Raw genomic sequence first — 21327 nt, forward strand, 5'->3', positions numbered from 1 at the left:
GTTCCTGTGTCCTCTACGCCCTCTTGCGTCTTTCCCGAGCTGCCCCTGGTCGCCGCCCAGCCCGGTATCTGGATGGCCGATCAGCTGTCGCCCCATGCCAATGCCTTCGCCGTGGCCCATCTGGTCGAGTTGCGCGGGCCGCTCGACGCCCAGGCGCTGCTGTTGGCCATCGTCCAGGGCCTCGGCGAACTGGACAGCCTCCAGCTCAGGTTCGCCGAGCGTGAGGGCGAACTGATGCAGTGGATCGACAGCGATGCGGTGATCACTGCGCCCGAGTGGCTGGATCTGCGCGATGCGGCGGATCCCGAGCATGCGGCGCGAACGGCCATCCGCGCCGATCTCGACGGCGACCTGAGAGCCACCAGTGGCGGTCCGCTGTGGCTCAACCGGATCTACCAGCTAGGCGACAATCACCTGTTCTGGTACCAGCGTTATCACCACCTGCTGATCGACGGCTATGGCTTCGCCGCCCTGGCCAAGCGGGTGGCCGCCCTGTACAGCGCCGCGGTACGCGGTGAGACGGCCGAGGCCTCGCCCTTCGTCTCCTTCGCCGAGGTGGTGCGCGAGTATCAGGACTATCAGCAGTCGGCCGTCCGCGAGCGCGACGAAGCCTTCTGGCGCGAACGCGGCGCGGCCTTGCCGCCGGCGGCCTCCCTGGCGCCGGGTGGCCTGTCGGGACAGGTGCCCACGCCGCGGGTAGTGGAGGCGCGCGCCCAGGTACCTGCCGAGGTCTTCGCCAGACTGGCCGAACAGGGCAAGGCCCAAGGGGTGACGCCAGCGGATCTGGCCGTGGCCCTGGCCGCCACCTGGTTCGCCCGTCTCAGCGGGCAACCGGCCTTCAGCGCCGGCTTCATCTTCATGAGACGCATGGGGTCGGTGGCGCTCAAATCCGGTGGCGCGACCCTCAACGTCCTACCGCTGGGCGTGCGTATCGACTCGACCCAGAGGCTGCCGGAGCTGGCTGCCGGGTTGGCCGCCGAGCTCAAGAAGGTGCGTCGCCACCAGCGTTACGACGCCGAGCAGATCGCCCGCGATCTCGGCCGGCCGGGCGATGCCGAGCCGCTGACCGGACCGGTCATCAACCTCAAGCTGTTCGATTTCGCCCTGGATTTCGCCGGGGTGCCGGGCATCACCCACGAACTGGCCTCGGGGCCGGTGCGCGACCTGGAGATCGCCCTCTACCTGGAGGCGAGCGGTGCCCTGGACATCAAGCTGCTGGGCAATGCCGAGCGCTATGCCGCCGAGCTGCTGCAGGGACACGCCGCGCGCTTCGGGCTGCTGGCGGAGCAATTGGCCGATCACCCTGGCCTTACCCTGGGTGAGGCAGACCTGTTGGCCCCGGCAGACCGGAACTGGCTGGCCGCGATCAACGCCACTGAGCGCGCGCTACCGGCGACCACCCTGGCGACCCTGTTGGCCGACCAGGCGGCGCGCACCCCCGAGGCTCCGGCGCTGGCCGATCTGCAGCACGCCTTCAGCTATCGGGAAACGCGCCAGCAGGTGCTGGCCCTGGCCCAACGGCTGAGCGCGGCCGGGGTAGGGCGGGGCGATATCGTTGCCGTGGCCCTGCCGCGTTCGGTGTTCCTGTCCCTGGCGCTGCTGGCCACGATCGAACTGGGCGCCGCCTACCTGCCGCTGGACAGCGGCTATCCCGACGAGCGCCTGCAACTGATGCTCGACGACGCCCGGCCACGGGTGCTGGTGACCGATGCCAGCCAACGCGGGCGTTTCCCGGGGTTGGACGATAGCCAGGTGCTGATCCTGGATGCGCCCCTGAAGGGGGTGGACCAGGATCCGGTGTTCGAAGGGCCGCGCCCCGGCGATCCAGCCTATCTGCTCTATACCTCCGGCTCCACCGGTCGCCCCAAGGGCGTGGTGGTGGGGCATGCGGCCATCGTCAATCGCCTGCTATGGATGCAGGACAGCTATCCCATCGGCGCCGGCGACACCGTCTTGCAGAAGACGCCGAGCAGCTTCGATGTCTCGGTCTGGGAGTTCTTCTGGCCGCTGCTGGTGGGCGCCCGGCTGTACCTGGCGCCGCCCGAGGCTCATCGCGATCCCGCGGCGCTGCAGGAGCTGTTCGCTCGCGAGCGGGTGACCACGGTGCACTTCGTGCCGTCGATGCTGGCGGCCTTCGTCGCCAGCCTGGACGAGCCGGCCGCGGTGGCCCGCTGCGCCAGCCTGCGTCAGGTGTTCTGCAGCGGCGAAGCCCTGCCCACCGAGCTGGCCCGTACCTGGGAGCGCCGGGTCGGCGCGCCCCTGCACAATCTCTATGGCCCCACCGAGGCCGCAGTGGACGTCTCCTACCATCCGGCCCATGGCGCCGCCCTGGCGGCCGTCACCGGCAGCAGCGTGCCCATCGGCAAGCCGGTGTGGAATACCGGGCTGCACATCCTCGATGAACGCCTGCGGCCAGTGCCGCCGGGTGTGGCGGGGGAGCTCTATCTGAGCGGGGTGCAACTCGCCGATGGCTACCTGGGCCGACCGGAGCTGACCGCCGCACGCTTCATCGCCGCGCCGGACGGGCAGGGCGAGCGGCTGTATCGCACCGGCGACGTGGCGCGCTGGCTGCCTGAGGGCGTCGTCGAGTACCTCGGGCGCAGCGACGACCAGGTCAAGCTGCGCGGGCAGCGCATCGAACTGGCGGAAATCGACCATGCCCTGCTGGCGCTGCCAGGCGTGGCCCAGGCGGTCACCCATGCCCGGGTGCTGGGCGAGGCGGCCAACAGCGCAGGTGGCGATGCCCGCCAACTGGTGGGTTATCTGATCGCCCAGCCGGGCGCCGCACTGGACCTGGAGCGCCTGCGCACGCGCCTGGGCGAAAGCCTGCCGCCGCATCTGGTGCCAGTGGCCCTGGTGGAGCTGGACACCCTGCCCCTGGGGGCCACCGGCAAGCTGGATCGCAAGGCTCTGCCGGCGCCCCAGGGCGTGGCCAGGGCCGCGAGCCGACCCCTGGCGCCGGGGCTGGAGAGTGAATTGGCGGCGGCCTTTTCCGAGGTGCTCGGCTGCGCCATCGGTGGCGCGGACGACGACTTCTTCGCCCTGGGCGGTCATTCGTTGCTGGCCATGACCCTGGCGGCCAATCTGCGGCGGCGGCTGGGGCAGCCGGTGTCCATGGGCCAGATCATGGTGGCCTCCAGTGTCGCCCGCCTGGCGCGCCAGCTGGAGCAGGACGCGGCCCGCGAGACCCGTGCGGGCTTCGAGACCCTGCTGCCGCTGCGCCCGGGCGACGGTCCCACGCTGTTCTGTTTCCATCCGGCCTCGGGCTTCGCCTGGCAATTCAGCGTGCTGGCTCGGCACCTGGATCCGCGCTGGTCGTTGCTCGGTATCCAGTCGCCGCGTCCGGACGGCCCCCTGGCCCAGGGCGCCGATCTGGAAGCCGTCATCCAGCGCCATCTGCGCACCCTGCGCGAGGTGCAGCCGCAGGGCCCCTATCATCTGCTCGGCTATTCCCTGGGCGGTACCCTGGCCCAGGGCCTGGCGGCGCGACTGCAGGCGGCAGGAGAAGAGGTCGCCTTCCTCGGCCTGCTCGATACCTATCCGCCGGAAACCCAGAACTGGCAGGAGCGCGGGGGCCAGCGCGAGCTGGATCCGGAGGTGCTGGCCGAGGTGAATCGCGAACGCGAGGCCTTTCTCGCCGCCCAGCAGGGGCTGACCGATCCGGCGCTGGGGGAGGGGGCCGAGCTGTTCGCCACCATCGAGGGCAACTACGCCGATTCGGTGCGGCTGCTGGCCACGGCGCGCAGCGCTCGCTTCGACGGCGAGGCGCTGATGTTCGTCGCCCGCCGCACCCTGCCGGCGGGAATGGACGTCAAGGCCACCTGGGCGCCCTGGATCACCCGCCTGCAGGCCCATGAGGTGGATTGCGCCCATGTCGACATCATCGCCCCGGCCCAGCTGGCGCAGATCGGTCCGGTGCTGAATCGGGCGCTGAAAGGACTCTAGCCAGCCGAGCGCCGTGCCAGGGGCACCACCATGGGTGTCCCGGCCACCGGGTCGTCGATGATCAGGCAGTCCAGGTCGTAGACCGCCTTGATCAGCGCGGGGGTGACCACCTCGCGCGGGCGGCCGGTGGCCAGTACCTTGCCGTCGCGCATGGCCACCAGGTGGGTGGCGTAGCGACAGGCGTGGTTGAGGTCGTGCAGCACCATCACCAGGGTGTGGCCCTGCTGGCGATTGAGGTCTTCCAGCAATTCCAGCAGGTCGATCTGGTGGGTGATATCGAGCCAGGTCGTGGGTTCGTCCAGCAGCAGCAGGGGTGTTTCCTGGGCCAGGGCCATGGCGATCCATACCCGCTGGCGTTGGCCGCCGGAGAGGGTGTCCACCGCCCGGTCGGCCAGTTCGAAGACGCCGGTGGCCTGCATGGCGTGGGTCACCGCACGCTCATCGTCGCCGCGTACGCCACCGAACAGGGTCTGGTGTGGATAGCGCCCGCGGGCCACCAGATCGCGCACCGAGATATCGCCCGGGGCCTGGGAGCTTTGGGGTAGCAAGCCCAGCCGGCGAGCGACCTCCTTGGTGCGATAGCTCTGGATCGCCTGGCCGTCCAGCCAGACCTGGCCCTGGCTGGGCGCCAGCAGCCTGCTCAGGGTACGCAGCAGGGTCGACTTGCCGCAGCCGTTGGGGCCGATGATGACCGTCAGCTCGCCATCGGGAATGGTCAGCGAGAGGTCCTCGGCGATCAGCTTGCGGCCGTAGCCCAGGGTCAGGCGCTCGGCGTGCAGGCGCGAGGAAGGGGCGTCGTTCATGAGCGGCGGGACTCCCAGATGAGCAGGCCGATCAGGTAGAGCCCGCCCAGGCTCACCGTGACCAAGCCCACCGGCAGGACATAGGGCAGGAACAGGCGCTGGGCGATCAGATCGGCGCCCAGCAGCAGGACCGCGCCGGTGAGGGCGGCGGCGGGCAGCGCCAGGCGCTGGGTACCGGTCAGGCGGCGGGCGATCTGCGGTGCGGCCAGGGCGATGAAGGAGATCGGCCCGGCCACCGCGGTGCCGGCGGCGGTGAGCACCACGCCCAGGCCCAGTAGCGACAGCCGGGTGCGTTCCACCGGCACACCCAGGGCGCAGGCGGTGTCGTCACCCATCTCCAGCAGGAACAGCCGGCGACTCAGCGCCAGGCTGGCCGCACCCGCCAGCAGGATGAAGACCACCGCCGGCCAGGCCTTGGCCCAGGTCAGGCCGTTGAGCGAGCCGGCGCTCCACAGGCCGGCGCTGAAGGCGGCTTCCAGAGAGGCATGCACGATCAGCCAGGTGTTGAGCGCCATCAGTAGGGCGCGCACGCCGATGCCGACGATGATGAGTCTTAAGGTATCCACGCCGCTGCCGCGCCAGGTGAGGGCATAGACCAGGGCGGCGCTGAGCAGACCGCCGATCAGGGCGGCGGTGGTGCTCCAGAGGATACTGGCCTGGAACAGCACCAGGGCGACCAGCACCCCGCTGTAGGCGCCGGTGTTGAAGCCCATGATGTCCGGGCTGCCGAGGGGATTGCGCAGCAACGACTGGAACAACGCGCCGCTCAGGCCCAGGGCGGCGCCGATCAGCAGTGCCAGGGCCACCCGCGGCAGCCGCCACTGGGTGACCACCAGTTCGATACCGCGCGGCGCCTCGCCGAGCAGGGCGGCCACTACCTGGGCAGGGCTCAGGGCCAGGCTGCCGCTACCCAGGGCGAACACCGCCAGCAGCAGCGCGCCGCCGAGCAGGGCCAGCAGCACGGCGGGCAGGCGCAGGCGACCGGGGCGGTTCATGCTCGACCTCCCTGGCGCTGACGGCGCGCCAGCCAGATCAGCAGGGGTGCGCCAAGAAAGGCGGTCACCACCGAGACGCGCAGCTCGTTGGTGACCAGCAGGCGGCCGACGATGTCGGCGGTGAGGAGCAGGCTGGGGGTGAACAGCAGCACGAAGGGCAGCAGCCAGCGATGGTCCTCGCCGATGGCCCAGCGGCCCAGGTGCGGCACCATCAGACCGACGAAGGCGATGGGTCCGACCGCCGCGGCAGCGGCGCCACAGAGCAGGGTGATGGCCAGCAAGCCGAGCAACTGGGTCTGACGGACCCGGGTGCCGAGGGCCACGGCCAGGTCGGTGCCCAGGCTCAGGGCATTCAGTGCCGGAGCCAGCAGCAGGGCGATAGCCACCCCGCCCAGTACCGGCGGGCTGGCGCTGCGCAGCAGCTCCAGCTGACGCACGTCCAGCGAGCCGAATTGCCAGAATCGCAGCTGATCGTAGACCTGGGGATCGAGCAGGGCGATGCCCGAGCTGACACCTTCGAGCATGGCGCCCAGGGCCACCCCGACCAGCACCAGGCGCATCGGGTTGAAGCCACCGCCACCGGCGATGCCGGCCAGCAGTACCACCAGGCTGGCCAGCAGGGCGCCACCGAAGGCGAAGCCCAGGTACTGCTCTGGACCGCTGGCACCGAACAGGGCGATGCCCAGCACCACGGCGAAACTGGCACCGGCATTGACGCCGAGGATGCCCGGGTCGGCCAGGGGATTGCGCGTCAGCGCCTGCATCAGGGTGCCGGCCACGCCCAGCGCCGCGCCGGCGAGCAGACCGGCGAGGGTCCGTGGCAGCCGTGCCTCGCGCACGATCAGACAGGTCGGCTCGCTGCAGCTGTGGCCCAGCGCCTGCCAGACGTCGGCCAGCGGTATGGCGGTGGCGCCGAGCGCCAGGCTGGCAGCCATCACCAGCAGCAGCAGGAGGGCGGCGCAGCCGAGGATGAAGAGGCGGCGCCTGGTCATCCGGGACGACCGACAGGAAGGGGAGTGGATGAGAACAAGGCGTATTAACACATGATAGTCTGTGTTACATGCTAACAGCCTTGCCTCGGCGGCTCGATAGCGTCCCCTGTGTTTTTCCGGTGATTCATGTCCAAGACGTCCTTTCTGCTCGACTTCGGCCTGCTCAGGTCCCACGCCGCCTTTCGTACCCTGTTCATCGCCCGTCTGGTGTCCGTGCTGTCCCTCGGCCTCTTGGCCGTGGCGATACCCATTCAGGTCCAGGCCCTGACCGACTCGCCGCTCAAGGTGGGCCTGGCGCTGAGCATGGCCGGCATCGGCATGTTCGTCGGCCTGCTCACCGGCGGGGTGCTGGCCGATCGCCTGGAGCGGCGCCGGCTGATCCTCGCCGCCCGCTCCATCTGCGGCCTGGGCTTCATCGGCCTGGCGGTCAACGCCAGCCTGCCCGAGCCATCGCTGACGGCCATCTACCTGCTGGCGCTGTGGGATGGCTTCTTTGGTGCCCTGGGCGTCACCGCGTTGCTGGCGGTGACGCCGATCCTGGTCGGTCGGGAGTCCATGGTGCAGGCCGGCGCGCTGAATATGCTCAGCGTGCGGGTGGCGGCCATCGTCGCGCCGCCGTTGGGCACCTTGCTGATCGCCCAGAGCGGCGTGGCCTGGAACTACATGCTGACCGCCGGCGGCACCCTCATCACCCTGCTGGTGCTACTGCGCCTGCCGCCGCTGCCCCCGCCGGAACAGCCGCGCGAAACGCCCTGGCAGGCCCTGGGAGGCGGCATCGCCTTCCTCTTCGAGAATCGCCTGCTGGGCGCGGTCGCCCTGGTCGGCGCCCTGGTGACCATGGCCAATGCGGTGCGGGTGCTCTATCCGTCGCTGGGCGAGAGTTGGGGGCTGGATACCGGACACCTGGGCTGGCTCTATGCCGCCGCACCCCTGGGCGCGGCCATCGGCGCCCTCACCAGTGGTCGACTGAACCAGGCACCACGCCCCGGCCGTACCCTGCTGATGACCGCGGTGGCCACCTTTCTGGCGGTGGCGGTGTTCGCCCTGTTGCCCGGCTTCTGGCTGTCAGCGCTGTGCCTGGTGCTGTTCGGCTACCTGGGTGCGCTCAATTCCCTGGTGCAGTACGCGCTGATCCAGCGCCTGACCCCGGATCGCCTGCTGGGGCGCATCAATGCGCTGTGGACGGCGCAGAACATCGGCGGCGAGGCCATCGGCGCAGCGCTGTTCGGCGGCCTGGCCAGCCTGCTGCTGCCGGCGCAAGCGGCCTGCGTCTTTGGTCTGGTCGCCACCGGGGTGGCCGCCCTCTGCTGGGCGCTGGCCCGCGGCCTGCGCCGGGCGGAAAGCCTCGGCGCCTGATCCGCTCCGGTGCGTCTTGCGTAGTGTGGAAAACCGCGTAGCGTTTTCCACGATTTCTCGGTTCAAGGCTTGGCGTAGCGCTGTTCCAGGCGATCCAGCAGCAGGTTGGCGCTGTAGGGGTCGAGGCGGAAGGTCTCGGCGCCCAGGGCTTCCACGCGGTTGTCCTTGACCGCCGGCAGGTGCGCCAGCAGCGGATTGCCGCGTACCGCTTCGGCTTCCTTGGTGTCCGCGGCGAACAGCAGAAAGGTCTGGCCGGTGAGGCCGGTGGCGACGTTTTCGCCGGCCAGCTGCAGGATGTCGTGGCGCTGGCCCTGGCTGTGTCCCGTGGTCAGCCCGGCCGGCAGCGTCGCCAGGGTGAAGCCCAGGCTTTCCAGCAACTGGCCCTGGGACGAGGCCGCGGTCCAGAGATTGGCCTGGCGCGTCGCCGGGTTGTAGACGAAGGCGGACACCGGTTGCGGCGGTAGCTGCAGGCGCGCCTTGAGGTCGGAGACCCGCCGGTCGAAATCTGCGACTACCTTGGCAGCAGCGTCCTCGCGACCGGTGGCCTGGCCGAGCAGTTCCACCACCTGTTGCCAGCTGCGATTGTCGTAGCCCACCACCAGTACCGGGGCGATGGCCTTGAGCTGATCGACCAGGCGCAGCGCCGAGTCGTTACCGGCGGCACTGACCAGGATCAGGTCCGGCGCCTCGGCGGCCACCGCCTCGGCATTGGCCTCGCCGATGTACAGCCGCTTCACCTCGTGTTGCTTGGCGACCTGCCCCCACTGGCGCAGGAACCCCTGGTCATCGGCGAATCTGTTGTTGGGCGAGGTGGCGCCGCTGGCCACCACCGGCGCGCCGATGGCGAGCAGGGCGCCGGTGAGGGTGACGCTGGTGGAAACGATGCGTTGCGGCTTGGCCGGCAGGGTCACCTGATTGCCGTCGGCGCTGATCTGTCGGGGCCAGTCCGCCGCGCGGGCGGTACCGCCCAGCGCCAGAATGGCGAGGATCAGCGGGGTGAGAATGCGAAACACTGACGACGAGCTGAACATGGACGCCTTCCGGTTGTAAGATAATCACTCTCATTTTCAAAGATGCACCTCGCTACAGCAAGGGCTGTCGATGGCGGCCAGGGGCGAGCGCGCGCAAAGCGGAAGGCCAGAGCGGTCCGACAGTCTTGCCGATGTTCTGCCCAGTGGCGATTTGCCGACCAGATCAAAGGGTTGCGTGCTGTAGAGGGAAACCGTTTGGCAGCTAACGAATTGACTTCCGCTGATACAAAAGTTAATTTCTGCTTATTGATAAGCATTATCATTTGTGTAGAGGTCCGTAGCAATGTCGAGTAAAAGGGCTGACGTGGTCGGGCAGATCGCCACCGAGCAGCAGGAGCAGGCCGCCTTCCTGTTCCAGTCGGGTGACCGTGTCCTGCGCGGACGCGGCATCTGTGCCCGGGTCGAGACGCCAGCCAGCGGCGGCGCGCACCGGGACAGTCTGTTTTTGCATGCCGTGGAAGAGGCCTTCGCCCGTGCCCGTCAGGCCGGCATCGCCGAGCCGGTGATCATGGGCGCCATTCCCTTCGATACCACCAAGCCCTCCTGCCTCTATGTGCCCCGCGAGCATGCCTGGATGGCGCGCCCGGCACCGGTCAGCAGCGCACCGGTCACCCCGGCGCAGGTGCTCGAGGTGCGCAACCTGCCCAGCGCGGACGGCTTCTGCCTGGCGGTGGAGGAGGCCATCGAGGCCTTCCGCCGCGGTGAGCTGAGCAAGGCGGTGCTGTCGCGCATCCAGGAAGTCCAGCTGGCCGAGCCCGCCGACGTGGAGGCCATCCTCGCCAATCTGGCGCGGCAGAATCCCACCGGCTATCAATTCCGCATCCCTACCGCCGAGGGCGGCGAGCTGGTCGGGGTCAGCCCCGAGTTGCTGGTGCGCAAGCAGGGCGCGCTAGTCCATACCAATCCCCTGGCCGGTTCGGCCAAGCGTCACGCCGACCCCCGGGAAGATCAGCGCGTCGCCCGCGAACTGCTGGAGTCCAGCAAGGACCATTACGAGCACCGCCTGGTGATCGAGGACATCCGCCAGCAGCTGGCGCCGCTGTGCAGCCGCCTGGACGTGCCCGAGGCGCCGTCGCTGCTCAGCACCAACGCCATGTGGCACCTGTCCACCGCCATCGACGGCGAACTGGCCGACCGCCGCACCTCGGCGCTGCAACTGGCCTGCCGGCTGCACCCGACCCCGGCGGTCTGCGGCTTTCCGACGGTGGCCGCGCGCCAGCTGATCGAGCGCATCGAGCCCTTCGACCGTGGCCTGTTCACCGGCATGGTCGGCTGGTGCGATGCCCAGGGCAACGGCGAGTGGGTAGTCACCATCCGCTGTGGCACGGTGCAGGGCGACTGGCTGCGGCTGTTCGCCGGCGCCGGCATCGTCGAAGCCTCCGACCCCGCGGCGGAATGGGCCGAGGTCACCGCCAAACTGGGCACCATGCGCGCCGCCTGTGGCTTGCTCGACGAGGAGAACCCCACGTGAGTCTGGAATTCACCCCCTGGCCGGAAGACCTGGCCGCCCGCTATCGGGCCCTCGGCTACTGGTCCGACCTGCCGATGACCGAGATCCTGGCCCGCAGTCGCGCGGCCCTGCCGGACGCCCCGGCGATCCTCTGTGGCGAGCGGCAGCTGAGCTATGCCGAGCTGGACGAGCGCTCCAGTCGCCTGGCCGCCCACCTGCAGGCCGCCGGTCTGCACCGCCACGACACGGCGCTGGTGCAGCTGCCCAACGTGGCCGAGTTCCATGTGGTGTTCTTTGCCCTGCTCAAGGCCGGCATCGCCCCGGTCAATGCGCTGTTCAGTCACCAGAAGCTGGAGCTGCTGGCCTATGCGCGGCAGATCCAGCCGCGGCTGTTGATCGCTTCCACCGAGCACAACCTGTTCCGTGACGATACCTTTGTCTCCGAGTTGCGTGACGTGGCGCCCGGGCTGAGCGAAGTGCTGCTGGACGGCGCGCAGGATGCACGCAGCCTGCAGCAGCGCCTGGATACCCCCCTGGAGGGTTATCAACTGACGCCCACCGCGGGTGGCGAGGTGGCCTTCTTCCAGCTTTCCGGTGGCAGCACCGGTACACCCAAGCTGATCCCGCGCACCCACAACGACTACTACTACAGCCTCAGACGCAGCGTCGAGATCTGTCAGCTGACCCCGGCGACGCGCTTTCTCTGCGCCCTGCCGGCGGGGCACAACTACACCCTCAGCTCGCCCGGCGCCCTGGGCGTCTTCATCGCCGGCGGCTGCGTGGTCATGGCCCGCGATCCCGAGCCGCTGCGCTGCTTCGCGCTGATCGAGCGCCATCAGGTGGACTGGGTGGCCCTGGTGCCCCCGGCGGTGGCGCTCTGGCTGCAGGCCGCGGCGGCGCCTGAGCAGCGCGCCCGCCTGGCCAGCCTGCGGATGGTGCAGGTGGGCGGTGCCAGCTTCGCCGAGGCCCAGGCCCGACGGGTGCCCACCGAACTGGGTTGCCAGCTGCAGCAGGTGTTCGGCATGGCCGAGGGCCTGGTCAACTACACCCGCCTGGACGACGAACCCGAGCGTCTCTTCACCACCCAGGGCCGGCCCATGAGTCCGGATGACGAGGTGCGCATCACCGACGAAGACGGCCAGCCGGTGCCCGATGGCCAACCTGGTCTGCTGTCCACCCGGGGCCCCTACACCTTCCGCGGCTACTACCGCAGCCCCGAGCACAATGCCCAGGTGTTCGATGCCGAGGGTTTCTACTTCTCCGGCGACGTGGTCCAGCGCGATGCCGCCGGTTACCTCAAGGTGGTCGGCCGGGTGAAGGACCAGATCAACCGCGGGGGCGAGAAGATCGCCGCGGCCGAGATCGAGGGCCTGCTGCTGCGCCATCCCGGTATCACTCACGCGGCCCTGGTGGCCATCGCCGACGAGCTGATGGGTGAGAAGAGCTGTGCCTGCCTGGTGGTCAGCGACCCGGCGCTCAAGCCGGTGGCCCTGCGCCGCTACCTGCGCGAGCAGGGCGTGGCCGAATACAAGTTGCCCGACCGTTTCCAGTTCCTCGACCAGCTGCCGCTCACCGCCGTCGGCAAGATCGACAAGCGCCGCCTGCGCGAGCAGCTGCAGACCCCTTCCACCGAGCGTCTCTAAGGTTTCCCATGGCTATTCCCCGTCTTGCCTCCTATCCCTTGCCCCAGCCCGATGGCTTTCCCGCCAACAAGGTCGCCTGGACGCCCGTGGCCGACCGCGCCGTGCTGCTGATCCACGACATGCAGCGCTATTTCGTCGAGTTCTATGGCGACAGCAGCCCGCTGATCGACCAGGTGGTGGCCAACATCGCCGCCCTGCGCGCCTGGGCCGACGCCCAGGGCGTGCCGGTGGTCTATACCGCCCAGCCCACCGACCAGCCGCCGGCCGATCGCGCTCTGCTCAACGACATGTGGGGTCCGGGTCTGACCCAGGCCGATCCCGCACTGCAGCAGGTGGTGGACGAACTGGCACCCAAGGACGGTGACGTGGTGCTGACCAAGTGGCGTTACAGCGCCTTCCACCGCTCCAACCTGCAGGACCTGATGACCGAGTGGCGGCGCGACCAGCTGATCGTCTGCGGCGTCTATGCCCACATCGGCTGCCTGACCACCTGTACCGACGCCTTCATGAGAGACATCCAGGCCTTCCTGATCGGCGACGCCGTGGCCGACTTCAGCGAAGAAGAGCACCGCATGGCGCTACGCTACGTGGCCACTCGCTGTGGCAGCACCCTGAGCACCGCCCAGGTCACCGGCGCGGGCGCGGTCGTGCTGGACGAAGCCTGGCTGCGCGCCCAGGTCCAGCCGCTGCTCGATGCCGACGACGAGGAGCCGGCGCTGGACGACAACCTCACCGACTTCGGTCTGGATTCGGTGCAGGTCATGACCCTGGTGGGGGAATGGCAGAAGCGCGGCCTGCCTGTCACCTTCGCCGATCTCGCCGCCCAGCCGACCCTGCAGGGCTGGCTGGATCTGCTGCGCGCTCGCGCCTAGGGAGCCGCTGATGACGCAACTGGATTTCACTGGCAAGCGCGTCTGGGTGACCGGCGCAGGGCAGGGCATCGGCCTGCAGGTGGCACGCCGCTTCCAGGCGGCCGGCGCCGAGGTGATCGGCCTCGACCGGCAATTCGCCGAGAGCAGCTATCCCTTTCGCACCCAACTGCTGGATGTTGCCGACGCGGCTCAGGTCGAGGACGTCTGCCAGGCCCTGCTGGCCGAAGAGCGGCGCCTGGACGTGCTGGTCAATGGCGCCGGTGTGCTGCGCCTGGGCACCAGCGACAGCCTGAGCCTGGACGACTGGCAGGCGCTGCTGGACGTTAACGTCTCCGGCCCCTTCTACCTGTTCCGCCAGCTGGTGCCGCTGTTCAAGGCCCAGGGCCGCGGCGCCATCGTCAACATCGCCTCCAACGCCGCCCATGTGCCGCGCCTGCAGATGGCCGGCTACTGCACCTCCAAGGCGGCGCTGGTGTCCCTGAGCCACTGCGTGGCCCTGGAACTGGCGGGCTCGGGCGTGCGCTGCAACGTGGTTTCGCCCGGCTCCACGGCGACCCCCATGCTGGCCGGCATGCTCGGCTCGCCCGAAGGCTATCAGCGCCTGGTGGACGGCCTGCCGGAGGATTTCAAGCTCGGCATCCCGCTGCGCAAGATCGCCCAGCCCGACGAGATCGCCAACACCGTGCTGTTCCTCGCCTCGGACCTGGCCAGCCATATCACCATGCAGGACATCGTGGTGGACGGCGGCGCGACCCTGGCGGCGTGAGGGGTTTCTGTAGGTTGGGTTGAGCGCTAGCGAAGCCCAACAGGCGTTATCCGGCGACCGCCTGTGTTGGGCTTCGACGATGAGGCTGTCTCAGCCCAACCTACGGGATGACGCCGAGACGATAGACCCGTAGGTTGGGTTGAGCGCTAGCGAAGCCCAATAGGCGTTATCCGGCGACCGCCTGTGTTGGGCTTCTACGGCGGAGCTGTCTCAGCCCAATCTACGGGATGACGCCGAACCGGTAGGCCCGTAGGTTGGGTTGAGCGTGAGCGAAGCCCAACATCCCTATCAAACGAATCGCGGCCATGGGCCGCTCCTACGGTTCTGTAGGAGCGGCCCATGGCCGCGCTAGGTATCACTGAAGGGCTTCGTTAACGAAGCCGTTCCACTCAACCCGCCACCAGCACCCGAATGGCTTCCAGCCGCAGCGAGGCCTTGTCCAGGTAGGTCAGGCCTTCTTCGCGCTGCTGGCGCAGGCGGTCGATCTCGTCCTGGCGGACACTGGAGTTGACCGCGCGCAGGGCTTCCAAGCGGGCGATTTCCTCGTCCATGCCCGAGAGGTACGCCTGGCGTGCCTTGGCCACGCGTTCCTCGTGGCGCGGCAGGGCCTTGCCTTCGCCGCCGCCGATCAGCTTGGCCAGGGAGTCGCGCTGGGCCTGGACGAACTTGTTGGCGCTGGTGCGTGGCACGCTTTCCAACTGATCGTTGAGGGTCTCGAAGGCCACCCGGGCGGCCAGGTCGTTACCGTTGGCGTCCAGCAGGCAGCGGATCGCCAGCGGCGGCAGGTAGCGACCCAGTTGCAGGGCACGCGGCGCCACCGCCTCGCTGATGTAGATCAGTTCCAGCAGCACGGTGCCCGGCTTGAGCGCCTTGTTCTTGATCAGCGCCACGGCGGTGTTGCCCATGGAGCCGGACATCACCAGGTCCATGCCGCCCTGGGCCATGGGGTGTTCCCAGGTCAGGAATTGCATGTCCTCGCGAACCAGGGCCACGTTGCGATCGTAGGTGATGGTCACGCCTTCGTCGTCGCCCAAGGGGAAGCCGGCGTCGAGCATCTTCTCGCTGGGCTTGAGGATTAGGGCGTTGTCGGAGTGGTCCTCGCTGTCGATGCCGAAGGCATTGAACAGCTCTTCCATGTACATCGGCAGGGCGAACTGATCGTCCTGTTCGAGGATGTCCTCGACCAGCTGCTCGCCGGCACCGGCGCCGGAGGAGTTGAGCTCCAGCAGGCGGTCACGGCCGTTGTGCAGCTCGGTTTCCAGCGCCACGCGCGCCTGGGCGCCCTGTTCCAGCAGCACCTGCCAGGTGGCGTCATCGCCGCCGGCCAATTGCTCTTCCAGTTCGCTGGCGAAGCGTGCCTGCAGGGCGCTACCAGTGGGCGAGGTGGCCAGGAAGGCGTTCAGTGCCTGGTGGTACCACTGGAACTGGCGTTCCTGGCGGCTGCCTTCGAGGTAGGGCACGTGTAGCTGGATGGTGTGGCGCTGGCCGATCCGGTCCAGGCGGCCGATGCGCTGCTCCAACAGGTCCGGGTGGGCCGGCAGGTCGAACAGCACCAGGTGATGGGCGAACTGGAAGTTGCGGCCTTCACTGCCGATCTCGGAGCAGATCAGCACCTGGGCACCGAATTCCTCGTCGGCGAAGTAGGCGGCGGCGCGGTCGCGTTCGAGGATGCTCATGCCCTCGTGGAACACCGTGGTCGGGATGCCGGACTTGAGGCGCAGGGCGTCTTCCAGATCCAGAGCGGTTTCCATGCGCGCGCAGATGACCAGCACCTTATGCGGCTTGAGCGCCTTGAGGGTATCGATCAGCCACTCGACGCGGCCGTCGTGGCGCCACCAGCGATCATTGTCGTCTTCCGGGGCGAATTCGGTTTCCGGTTGCAGCGACTGGCCGGGCATGACGCCTTCGTCCAGATAGGCATCCGGGAAGGGCAGGGCATGGGCGTGCAGCTCGCGCTCGGGGAAACCCTTGACCGCGGCGCGGGTGTTGCGGAACAGCACGCGACCGGTGCCGTGGCGATCCAGCAGCTCGCGCACCAGGCGGGCGCGGGCCTCGGCATCGCCGGCTGCAGCCGCCGCCAGCAGGGTCTCGCCTTCCTGGCCGAGGAAGCCACCGATGGCGTCCTGGGCCGCCGGGCTCAGGGCGCCGGCATCGAGCAGTTCCTGTACCGCTTCGGCCACCGGGCGGTAGTGCTGGGACTCCTGCTGGAAGGCGGCGAAGTCATGGAAGCGGCTGGGGTCGAGCAGGCGAAGACGGGCGAAGTGGCTGTCCTGGCCGAGTTGTTCGGGGGTCGCGGTCAGCAGCAGCACGCCGGGAATGACCTCGCCCAGTTGTTCGACCAGGCTGTATTCGCGGCTGGCGCCCTCGGGGTGCCAGACCAGGTGGTGGGCTTCGTCGACCACCAGCAGGTCCCAGCCGGCGGCGAAGGCGGCATCCTGGGCCTTTTCGTCGCGTACCAGCCAGTCCAGGGAGACCAGGGCGAGCTGGGCATCCTCGAAGGGATTGCCGTCTTCGCTGGCCATGAAGCGTTCGGCGTCGAACAGCGCGACTTCCAGGTTGAAGCGGCGGCGCATCTCCACCAGCCACTGGTGCTGGAGATTTTCCGGGACCAGGATCAGCACCCGGCTGGCGCGACCGCTGAGCAGCTGGCGATGGATCACCAGGCCGGCTTCGATGGTCTTGCCCAGGCCCACCTCGTCGGCCAGCAGGACGCGCGGCGCGACGCGGTCGGCCACGCTGCGGGCGATGTGCAGCTGGTGCGGGATCGGCTGGGCGCGGGTGCCGCCGAGGCCCCAGAGGCTGGACTGCAGCAGGCGATTGCGGTGCTCGTGGGTGTGGTAGCGCAGGCCGAACCAGGGCAGGGGATCGATCTGCCCGGCGAACAGGCGGTCGCTGGCCAGGCGGAACTGGATGAAGTTCGACAGCTGGGCCTCGGGCACACTGCGTGCTTCGCGCTCCGCGGTGAAGCCGTGGTAGGTCAGCAGGCCATCCGCTTCGGAGACCTCGCGCACGGTGAGCTTCCAGCCCTCGAAATGGGTCACCTCGTCGCCCGGCGCGAAGCGCACCCGGGTCAGGGGCGCATTGCGCTGAGCATACTGGCGCGTCTCACCGGTGGCTGGATAGAGCACCGTGAGCAGGCGGCCGTCCAGGGCCAGGATGGTTCCCAGGCCCAGTTCGGCCTCGCTGTCACTGATCCAGCGTTGTCCCGGTTGATGTGACGCCATGTAGAAGCCTCTCCCCTGCTATCAAAAAGCCGGCTATTTTAGCCAAAGCGGAGTCATAAGCCCAACCTGCTGTTTTGACGCAGAGCCTGTTCAAAATCTCGCGAGCTAGAGCCAAACAAGGCGAAAAGGCCTGAGGAAGCGGAGTTTACGAGTGGTAAATGAGCATTCCGAAGGCATTTTCAACGCGGTTTGGCCGACGCGCAGCAGATTTTGAACAGGCTCTCAGTTCGCTAAATTCGAGGTGCTTGTCATGATCCCCATCATTCCACCCCTTGGCGTGACCCCGCCGAACCAATTGGACCCGGCCCCGGTACGCCCACCCGTGGCCCCGGTGGCGCCCGTGGAACCGCCGGCCGAGACGGCCCATGCGCCCCTGGAGGACGAAGCCACTCTGGATCGCGAGGCGCGTCGTCGTCGCCGGCAGCGCGAGGCCCTGCGCCAGGGCCTCGGCGCCGAACGTGCCCAGGCCCTGGAAGAGCCGGAGCAGGTGGGCGTCCAGGTGGATCTGCGGGTCTAGCCCATGGTCGAGCACCTGGAGCTGCAAGACGCCGAGCTGGCCTTCTACCCGCAGTGGCTACCTCTGGAACAAGCCGACGCCTGGTTGCAGCAGCTGGAGGACGAAACCCCCTGGAGCCAGCCGCAGGTGCGGGTCTTCGGGCGCTGGCACCCGGTGCCGCGGCAGGTGGCCTGGTACGCCGATCCCGGCGTGGTCTACGGCTATGCGGGCCTGGATCATGCCGCCTTGCCCTGGACGCCGCTGTTGCAGCGGATTCGCGACGCCGTCGCGGCGGCCTGTGGTCAGGCCTTCAACGGCGTGCTGCTCAATCGCTATCGCGACGGCCAGGATTCCATGGGTTGGCACAGCGATGACGAGGCCAGTCTCGGCGCCAATCCGCTTATCGCCTCGCTCAACCTGGGCGCTGCGCGACGTTTCGATTTCCGCCGCAAGGGCACCAGCCGCATCGGCCATTCCCTGGAGCTCGGTCACGGCAGCCTGCTGGTCATGGGCGGCGCGACCCAGCATCATTGGCAGCACCAGATCGCCAAGACCCGCAAAGCCAGCGGGGTGCGGCTGAATCTCACCTTTCGCCGGATAGCCCCATGAGCGACGACAGCAATCTCATCGACTTCACCACCGAGCGCGGCAAGCGCATCCACGACCTCAAGGAGCGTCGCCTGCAGGAGGTGCGCTCGGCCTTCGAGCAGGCGCTGCCGCTGACCGCGGCCAAGAAGAAAAAGCGCAAGCCGAAGAAGAAATAGCGGCACTACCGTTCGTCGGGATTGGCCCTTGAAATTTTTTGGGGAATTCCTATCTAGGTTCGTGCGGGATGCCGAAGTCGGGTCCCGCAGGCAACAACGAAACTTGCTGAACCTATCAGGAGATTCACCATGAGCAATGTACTGTCCCTGGCCCCGCTGTTCCGTCATTCCGTTGGCTTCGACCGGTTCAACGACCTGTTCGAATCCGCGCTGCGCAACGACGCTGGCAGCTCCTATCCGCCCTACAACGTCGAGAAGCACGGTGACGACCAGTATCGCATCGTGATCGCCGCCGCCGGTCTCCAGGAAGATGACCTGGACATCGAAGTCGAGCGTGGCGTGCTCACCGTCAAGGGTGGCCGGCGCGAAAACAGCGCCGAGAGCGTGACCTTCCTGCATCAGGGCATCGCCCAGCGCGCCTTCAAGCTTTCCTTCCGCCTCGCCGACCATATCGAGGTGAAGGGTGCCGATCTCAAGCACGGCCTGCTGAGCATCGAGCTGGTGCGGGTGATCCCGGAAGAAGCCAAGCCCAAGCGCATCGCCATCTCCGGCCAGCGCCCGGCCCTGGACAACTGATCGTCCAGGCGTCCTGCCCTAAAGCCCCAGCCCTGAGCTGGGGCTTTTTCGTTTCTGGCCGCTGCGCTAGCGGCTGTGACCGAAGAGCTCCAGCAGCACCCCACGCAACCAGCGATTGCCGGCCTCCTGGTGATAGCGCGCATGCCAGTGCTGCCTGACCGCGAAACCCTCGATCGGCACCGGGCACTCATGGACCTTGAGACCGTAGGTGGCCGCCAGAGTGGTGCCGATATGCCGGGGCAGGGTGACGATGAGGTCGGAGCTGCCCACCACCGCGCCAACCCCCAGAAAGCCCGGTAGCTCCAGCACGATGCGGCGCTGCACCCCGGCTCTGACCAGGCCTGCTTCCAGCAGCTTCTGCCCGGTGCCGGCACTGACCAGCACATGGCCCTCCTCGGCGTAGGCCGTGGCCGTCAAGCGCTCGCCGAGGCGGGAATGGCGGGCGCTGACCAGGCAGACCCAGTCCTGGGGAAACAGCAGTTGCTGATAGAGGCTGCCGCCCAGCCAGGGAATGAAGCCGATCGCCAGGTCGGCTTCGCCGATCTCCAGGGCCTGTTCGGTATTGCCGTCGATCCGGGCGACCTCAAGGCGTACCCCGGGCGCCACCTCCCGCAGCTGCGCCAATATCCGTGGCAGCAGGGTGATGTGGCTGGCATCGCTCAGGCAGAGGCGGAACAGCCGCTGGGCGGTGGCGGGCTCGAAGGCGACCTCCCAAGCCACCAGCCGACGCAGGGATTCGAGCACTTCCCGACAGGGCGTGATCAGGGCCTCGGCTTGCGGCGTGGGCTTCATGCCGCCCGGTGTGCGCACGAACAGCGGATCACGCAATTGCTGCCGCAGCTTGCCGAGCCAAAGGCTGATGGTGGGCTGGCTCTGGCCCAGTTGCTCGGCGGCCCGGGTCACGCTGCCGGTGCGATAGAGCACCTCGAACAGCATCAACAGCTTGGGTTCGGGCAGGCCGTCCGTAGGCAGCATTATCAGAATTCCTGATGGGTGGATTGAGGTCTTTGTATAGCTCAATAGGGGCCGTGGGCCTAGGGTTAGGGCGAAAACAAGGAGTCCTCTCCCATGAAGATCTGCATCCTCGGGGCCGGCGCGCTGGGCAGCACCTTTGGTGCCTGGTTGAGCGAGGCGGGGCATGAGACCTGGCTGCTCAACCGCCCCAATGCCCATATCGAGACGGTCATCCGCGACGGCCTGGACATCGAGACCGCCGCTGGCAGGCGCCGGGTTCAGGTTCGGGCAGCGGTCAGTGCCGAGGCGGTCGGGGTAGTGGATCTGGTGGTGGTGCTGGTCAAGTCCTTCGCCACCACCGCGGCCATGAGCCAGGCCCAGGCGCTGGTCGGTCCCCACACCCTGGTGCTGTCGCTGCAGAACGGCCTCGGCCATGAAGAACTGTTGGCCGAGATCGTCGGCCAGGAGCGGGTGATCGCCGGCAAGACCTATGTCGGCGGCGTGCTGCTCGGCCCCGGGCGGATCCGTAGCGGGGTGGCGGGCAAGCGCACGCTCATCGGCGAACTCGACGGTCAGCTCTCGGCACGCGTCCAGGCCGTTGCCGCCGTCTTCGAGGACGCCGGGCTGGCCACCACGGTCAGCAGCAACATCCGCGGCACCCTCTGGGACAAGTTGCTGGTCAACGTCGCCACCGGTGCCCTGACCGGCATCACCCAACTCACCTATGGCCAGCTCTACAGCGAGCCGCAGCTGCGCGACACCGCCTTGCAGGCGGTCGCCGAGGCCATCGCGGTGGCGCGCGCGGCCGGCGTCGAGCTCGGCCTGCGCGAGCCGCAGGCGGCCTGGGAGCTGGCGCGCGAAGGCTTGCCGCCGTCCTTCAAGACCTCCCTGCTGCAGAGCTTGCAGAAGGGCTCCATCACCGAAATCGACTTCATCAACGGCGCGGTGGTGCGGCTCGGCCAGCAGTACCGCGTGCCCACGCCGGTCAACGCCACCCTGGTCGCCTGCATCAAGGGCATCGAGCGCGCCCTGGCCGACCGACTACAAGAGGACGCGACAGCATGAGCATTCCCAAGGCCTATCTGGAACACGTGGCCATCTGGGTGAAGGACATCCACTGGCACATCCGCTTCTTCCATGAGGTGTTCGGCATGACCCTGCGCGAGGTGCAGGGCACGGTAGAGGCGCCCAGCCAGTACTGGACGCTGGGTGGCATGCAGTTCATGAGCAAGCCGGACTTCGAAGGCCCGGAAGGGCGCCTGGGCCACCTGGGGCTGATGTGCGAGGACCTCGATGCCGCCCTGGCCGCCGCCCGGCGCTTCGAGGGGGTGGAGCAGTTGCCCCAGGGCCCCAACTGGTTGCGCCTGCCCGATGGCCTGGCGCTGGAATTCATCCAGGCCGTGCCGGCCCGCGCCGTGCACGACGCCCTGGCCGTCAACGCCCGTCAAGCCGAGTGACAG

General features: G+C 68.3%; 18 protein-coding genes. 12 read left to right on the plus strand and 6 right to left on the minus strand.

Going from position 1 to position 21327, the window contains the following annotated elements; all coding sequences use genetic code 11:
• The first annotated feature begins 6 nt into the window (after nucleotides 1-6).
• A complete protein-coding gene (locus NRG74_RS03200) occupies nucleotides 7-3945 on the plus strand; it encodes an enterobactin synthase subunit F (protein WP_257705679.1) in 3939 nt (1312 codons plus the stop codon).
• Here the strand turns inward: NRG74_RS03200 and NRG74_RS03205 are convergent.
• Genes NRG74_RS03205 through fepD form a run of 3 tightly spaced genes read right to left on the minus strand, consistent with a single transcriptional unit; the run spans nucleotide 3942 to nucleotide 6735 of the window.
• Nucleotides 3942-4748 (minus strand): ATP-binding cassette domain-containing protein, encoded by an 807-nt coding sequence (locus NRG74_RS03205; RefSeq protein ID WP_257705680.1) that lies wholly within the window; start codon nucleotides 4746-4748, stop codon nucleotides 3942-3944. The two genes, NRG74_RS03200 and NRG74_RS03205, sit on opposite strands and share 4 nt — an antisense overlap.
• On the minus strand, nucleotides 4745-5743 hold the full coding sequence (gene fepG, locus NRG74_RS03210; protein WP_160923500.1) for an iron-enterobactin ABC transporter permease: 999 nt from the start codon (nucleotides 5741-5743) through the stop codon (nucleotides 4745-4747). The genes NRG74_RS03205 and fepG overlap by 4 nt, the downstream gene beginning before the upstream one ends.
• Entirely contained in the window at nucleotides 5740-6735 is a 996-nt protein-coding gene (gene fepD / locus NRG74_RS03215) for a Fe(3+)-siderophore ABC transporter permease (protein ID WP_257705681.1), read from the minus strand. Before fepD ends, fepG begins: the two co-directional genes overlap by 4 nt.
• Before the next feature lie 126 nt (nucleotides 6736-6861).
• Here fepD and entS point away from each other — a divergent pair, with 126 nt between their 5' ends.
• Entirely contained in the window at nucleotides 6862-8091 is a 1230-nt protein-coding gene (gene entS, locus NRG74_RS03220) for an enterobactin transporter EntS (protein WP_017642145.1), read from the plus strand.
• A gap of 62 nt (nucleotides 8092-8153) precedes the next feature.
• Here the strand turns inward: entS and fepB are convergent, their stop codons facing one another.
• A complete protein-coding gene (gene fepB / locus NRG74_RS03225; protein WP_064308276.1) occupies nucleotides 8154-9122 on the minus strand; it encodes a Fe2+-enterobactin ABC transporter substrate-binding protein in 969 nt (322 codons plus the stop codon).
• Nucleotides 9123-9405: 283 nt separating this feature from the next.
• Between fepB and NRG74_RS03230 the strand changes: the two genes are divergently transcribed.
• From NRG74_RS03230 to dhbA, 4 genes are read left to right on the plus strand one after another with little or no spacing between them, the layout of a single operon-like run.
• The gene (locus NRG74_RS03230; RefSeq protein ID WP_257705682.1) at nucleotides 9406-10593 is read left to right on the plus strand and encodes an isochorismate synthase; all 1188 of its coding nucleotides are present in this window, start codon (nucleotides 9406-9408) and stop codon (nucleotides 10591-10593) included.
• Nucleotides 10590-12215: a (2,3-dihydroxybenzoyl)adenylate synthase gene (locus NRG74_RS03235; protein ID WP_257705683.1), complete on the plus strand. Its 1626-nt coding sequence runs from the start codon at nucleotides 10590-10592 to the stop codon at nucleotides 12213-12215. Before NRG74_RS03230 ends, NRG74_RS03235 begins: the two co-directional genes overlap by 4 nt.
• Before the next feature lie 8 nt (nucleotides 12216-12223).
• Nucleotides 12224-13087, plus strand: a complete 864-nt coding sequence (locus NRG74_RS03240; RefSeq protein WP_257705684.1) for an isochorismatase family protein — start codon at nucleotides 12224-12226, stop codon at nucleotides 13085-13087.
• 10 nt (nucleotides 13088-13097) lie between these two features.
• Complete coding sequence (gene dhbA / locus NRG74_RS03245; RefSeq protein ID WP_059315463.1) at nucleotides 13098-13853, plus strand: 2,3-dihydro-2,3-dihydroxybenzoate dehydrogenase; 756 nt, start codon at nucleotides 13098-13100, stop codon at nucleotides 13851-13853.
• Nucleotides 13854-14242: 389 nt separating this feature from the next.
• On the opposite strand, the gene rapA is transcribed toward dhbA, so the two are convergent.
• Nucleotides 14243-17077 (minus strand): RNA polymerase-associated protein RapA, encoded by a 2835-nt coding sequence (gene rapA / locus NRG74_RS03250; RefSeq protein WP_257705685.1) that lies wholly within the window; start codon nucleotides 17075-17077, stop codon nucleotides 14243-14245.
• A gap of 250 nt (nucleotides 17078-17327) precedes the next feature.
• On the opposite strand from rapA, the gene NRG74_RS03255 reads away from it, so the two are divergent.
• From NRG74_RS03255 to NRG74_RS03270, 4 genes are all read left to right on the plus strand, one after another.
• Complete coding sequence (locus NRG74_RS03255) at nucleotides 17328-17594, plus strand: aspartate-semialdehyde dehydrogenase (RefSeq protein WP_257705686.1); 267 nt, start codon at nucleotides 17328-17330, stop codon at nucleotides 17592-17594.
• A gap of 3 nt (nucleotides 17595-17597) precedes the next feature.
• On the plus strand, nucleotides 17598-18182 hold the full coding sequence (locus NRG74_RS03260; RefSeq protein WP_160923508.1) for an alpha-ketoglutarate-dependent dioxygenase AlkB family protein: 585 nt from the start codon (nucleotides 17598-17600) through the stop codon (nucleotides 18180-18182).
• Complete coding sequence (locus NRG74_RS03265; RefSeq protein ID WP_007160293.1) at nucleotides 18179-18337, plus strand: hypothetical protein; 159 nt, start codon at nucleotides 18179-18181, stop codon at nucleotides 18335-18337. Before NRG74_RS03260 ends, NRG74_RS03265 begins: the two co-directional genes overlap by 4 nt.
• Before the next feature lie 129 nt (nucleotides 18338-18466).
• Nucleotides 18467-18913 (plus strand): Hsp20 family protein, encoded by a 447-nt coding sequence (locus NRG74_RS03270; RefSeq protein WP_017642155.1) that lies wholly within the window; start codon nucleotides 18467-18469, stop codon nucleotides 18911-18913.
• A 66-nt stretch (nucleotides 18914-18979) separates the two neighbouring features.
• Here NRG74_RS03270 and NRG74_RS03275 read toward each other — a convergent pair whose 3' ends face one another.
• Nucleotides 18980-19888 (minus strand): LysR family transcriptional regulator, encoded by a 909-nt coding sequence (locus NRG74_RS03275; protein ID WP_184286867.1) that lies wholly within the window; start codon nucleotides 19886-19888, stop codon nucleotides 18980-18982.
• Between the two features lie 93 nt (nucleotides 19889-19981).
• On the opposite strand from NRG74_RS03275, the gene NRG74_RS03280 reads away from it, so the two are divergent.
• Nucleotides 19982-20932, plus strand: coding sequence for a ketopantoate reductase family protein (locus NRG74_RS03280; protein ID WP_257705687.1), 951 nt, complete (start codon nucleotides 19982-19984; stop codon nucleotides 20930-20932).
• A complete protein-coding gene (locus tag NRG74_RS03285) occupies nucleotides 20929-21324 on the plus strand; it encodes a VOC family protein (protein ID WP_257705688.1) in 396 nt (131 codons plus the stop codon). Before NRG74_RS03280 ends, NRG74_RS03285 begins: the two co-directional genes overlap by 4 nt.
• The last annotated feature ends 3 nt before the right edge of the window (nucleotides 21325-21327 follow it).

Origin of the sequence: Pseudomonas oryzihabitans (assembly GCF_024652905.1) — a bacterium.
GTDB lineage: Bacteria > Pseudomonadota > Gammaproteobacteria > Pseudomonadales > Pseudomonadaceae > Chryseomonas > Chryseomonas benzopyrenica.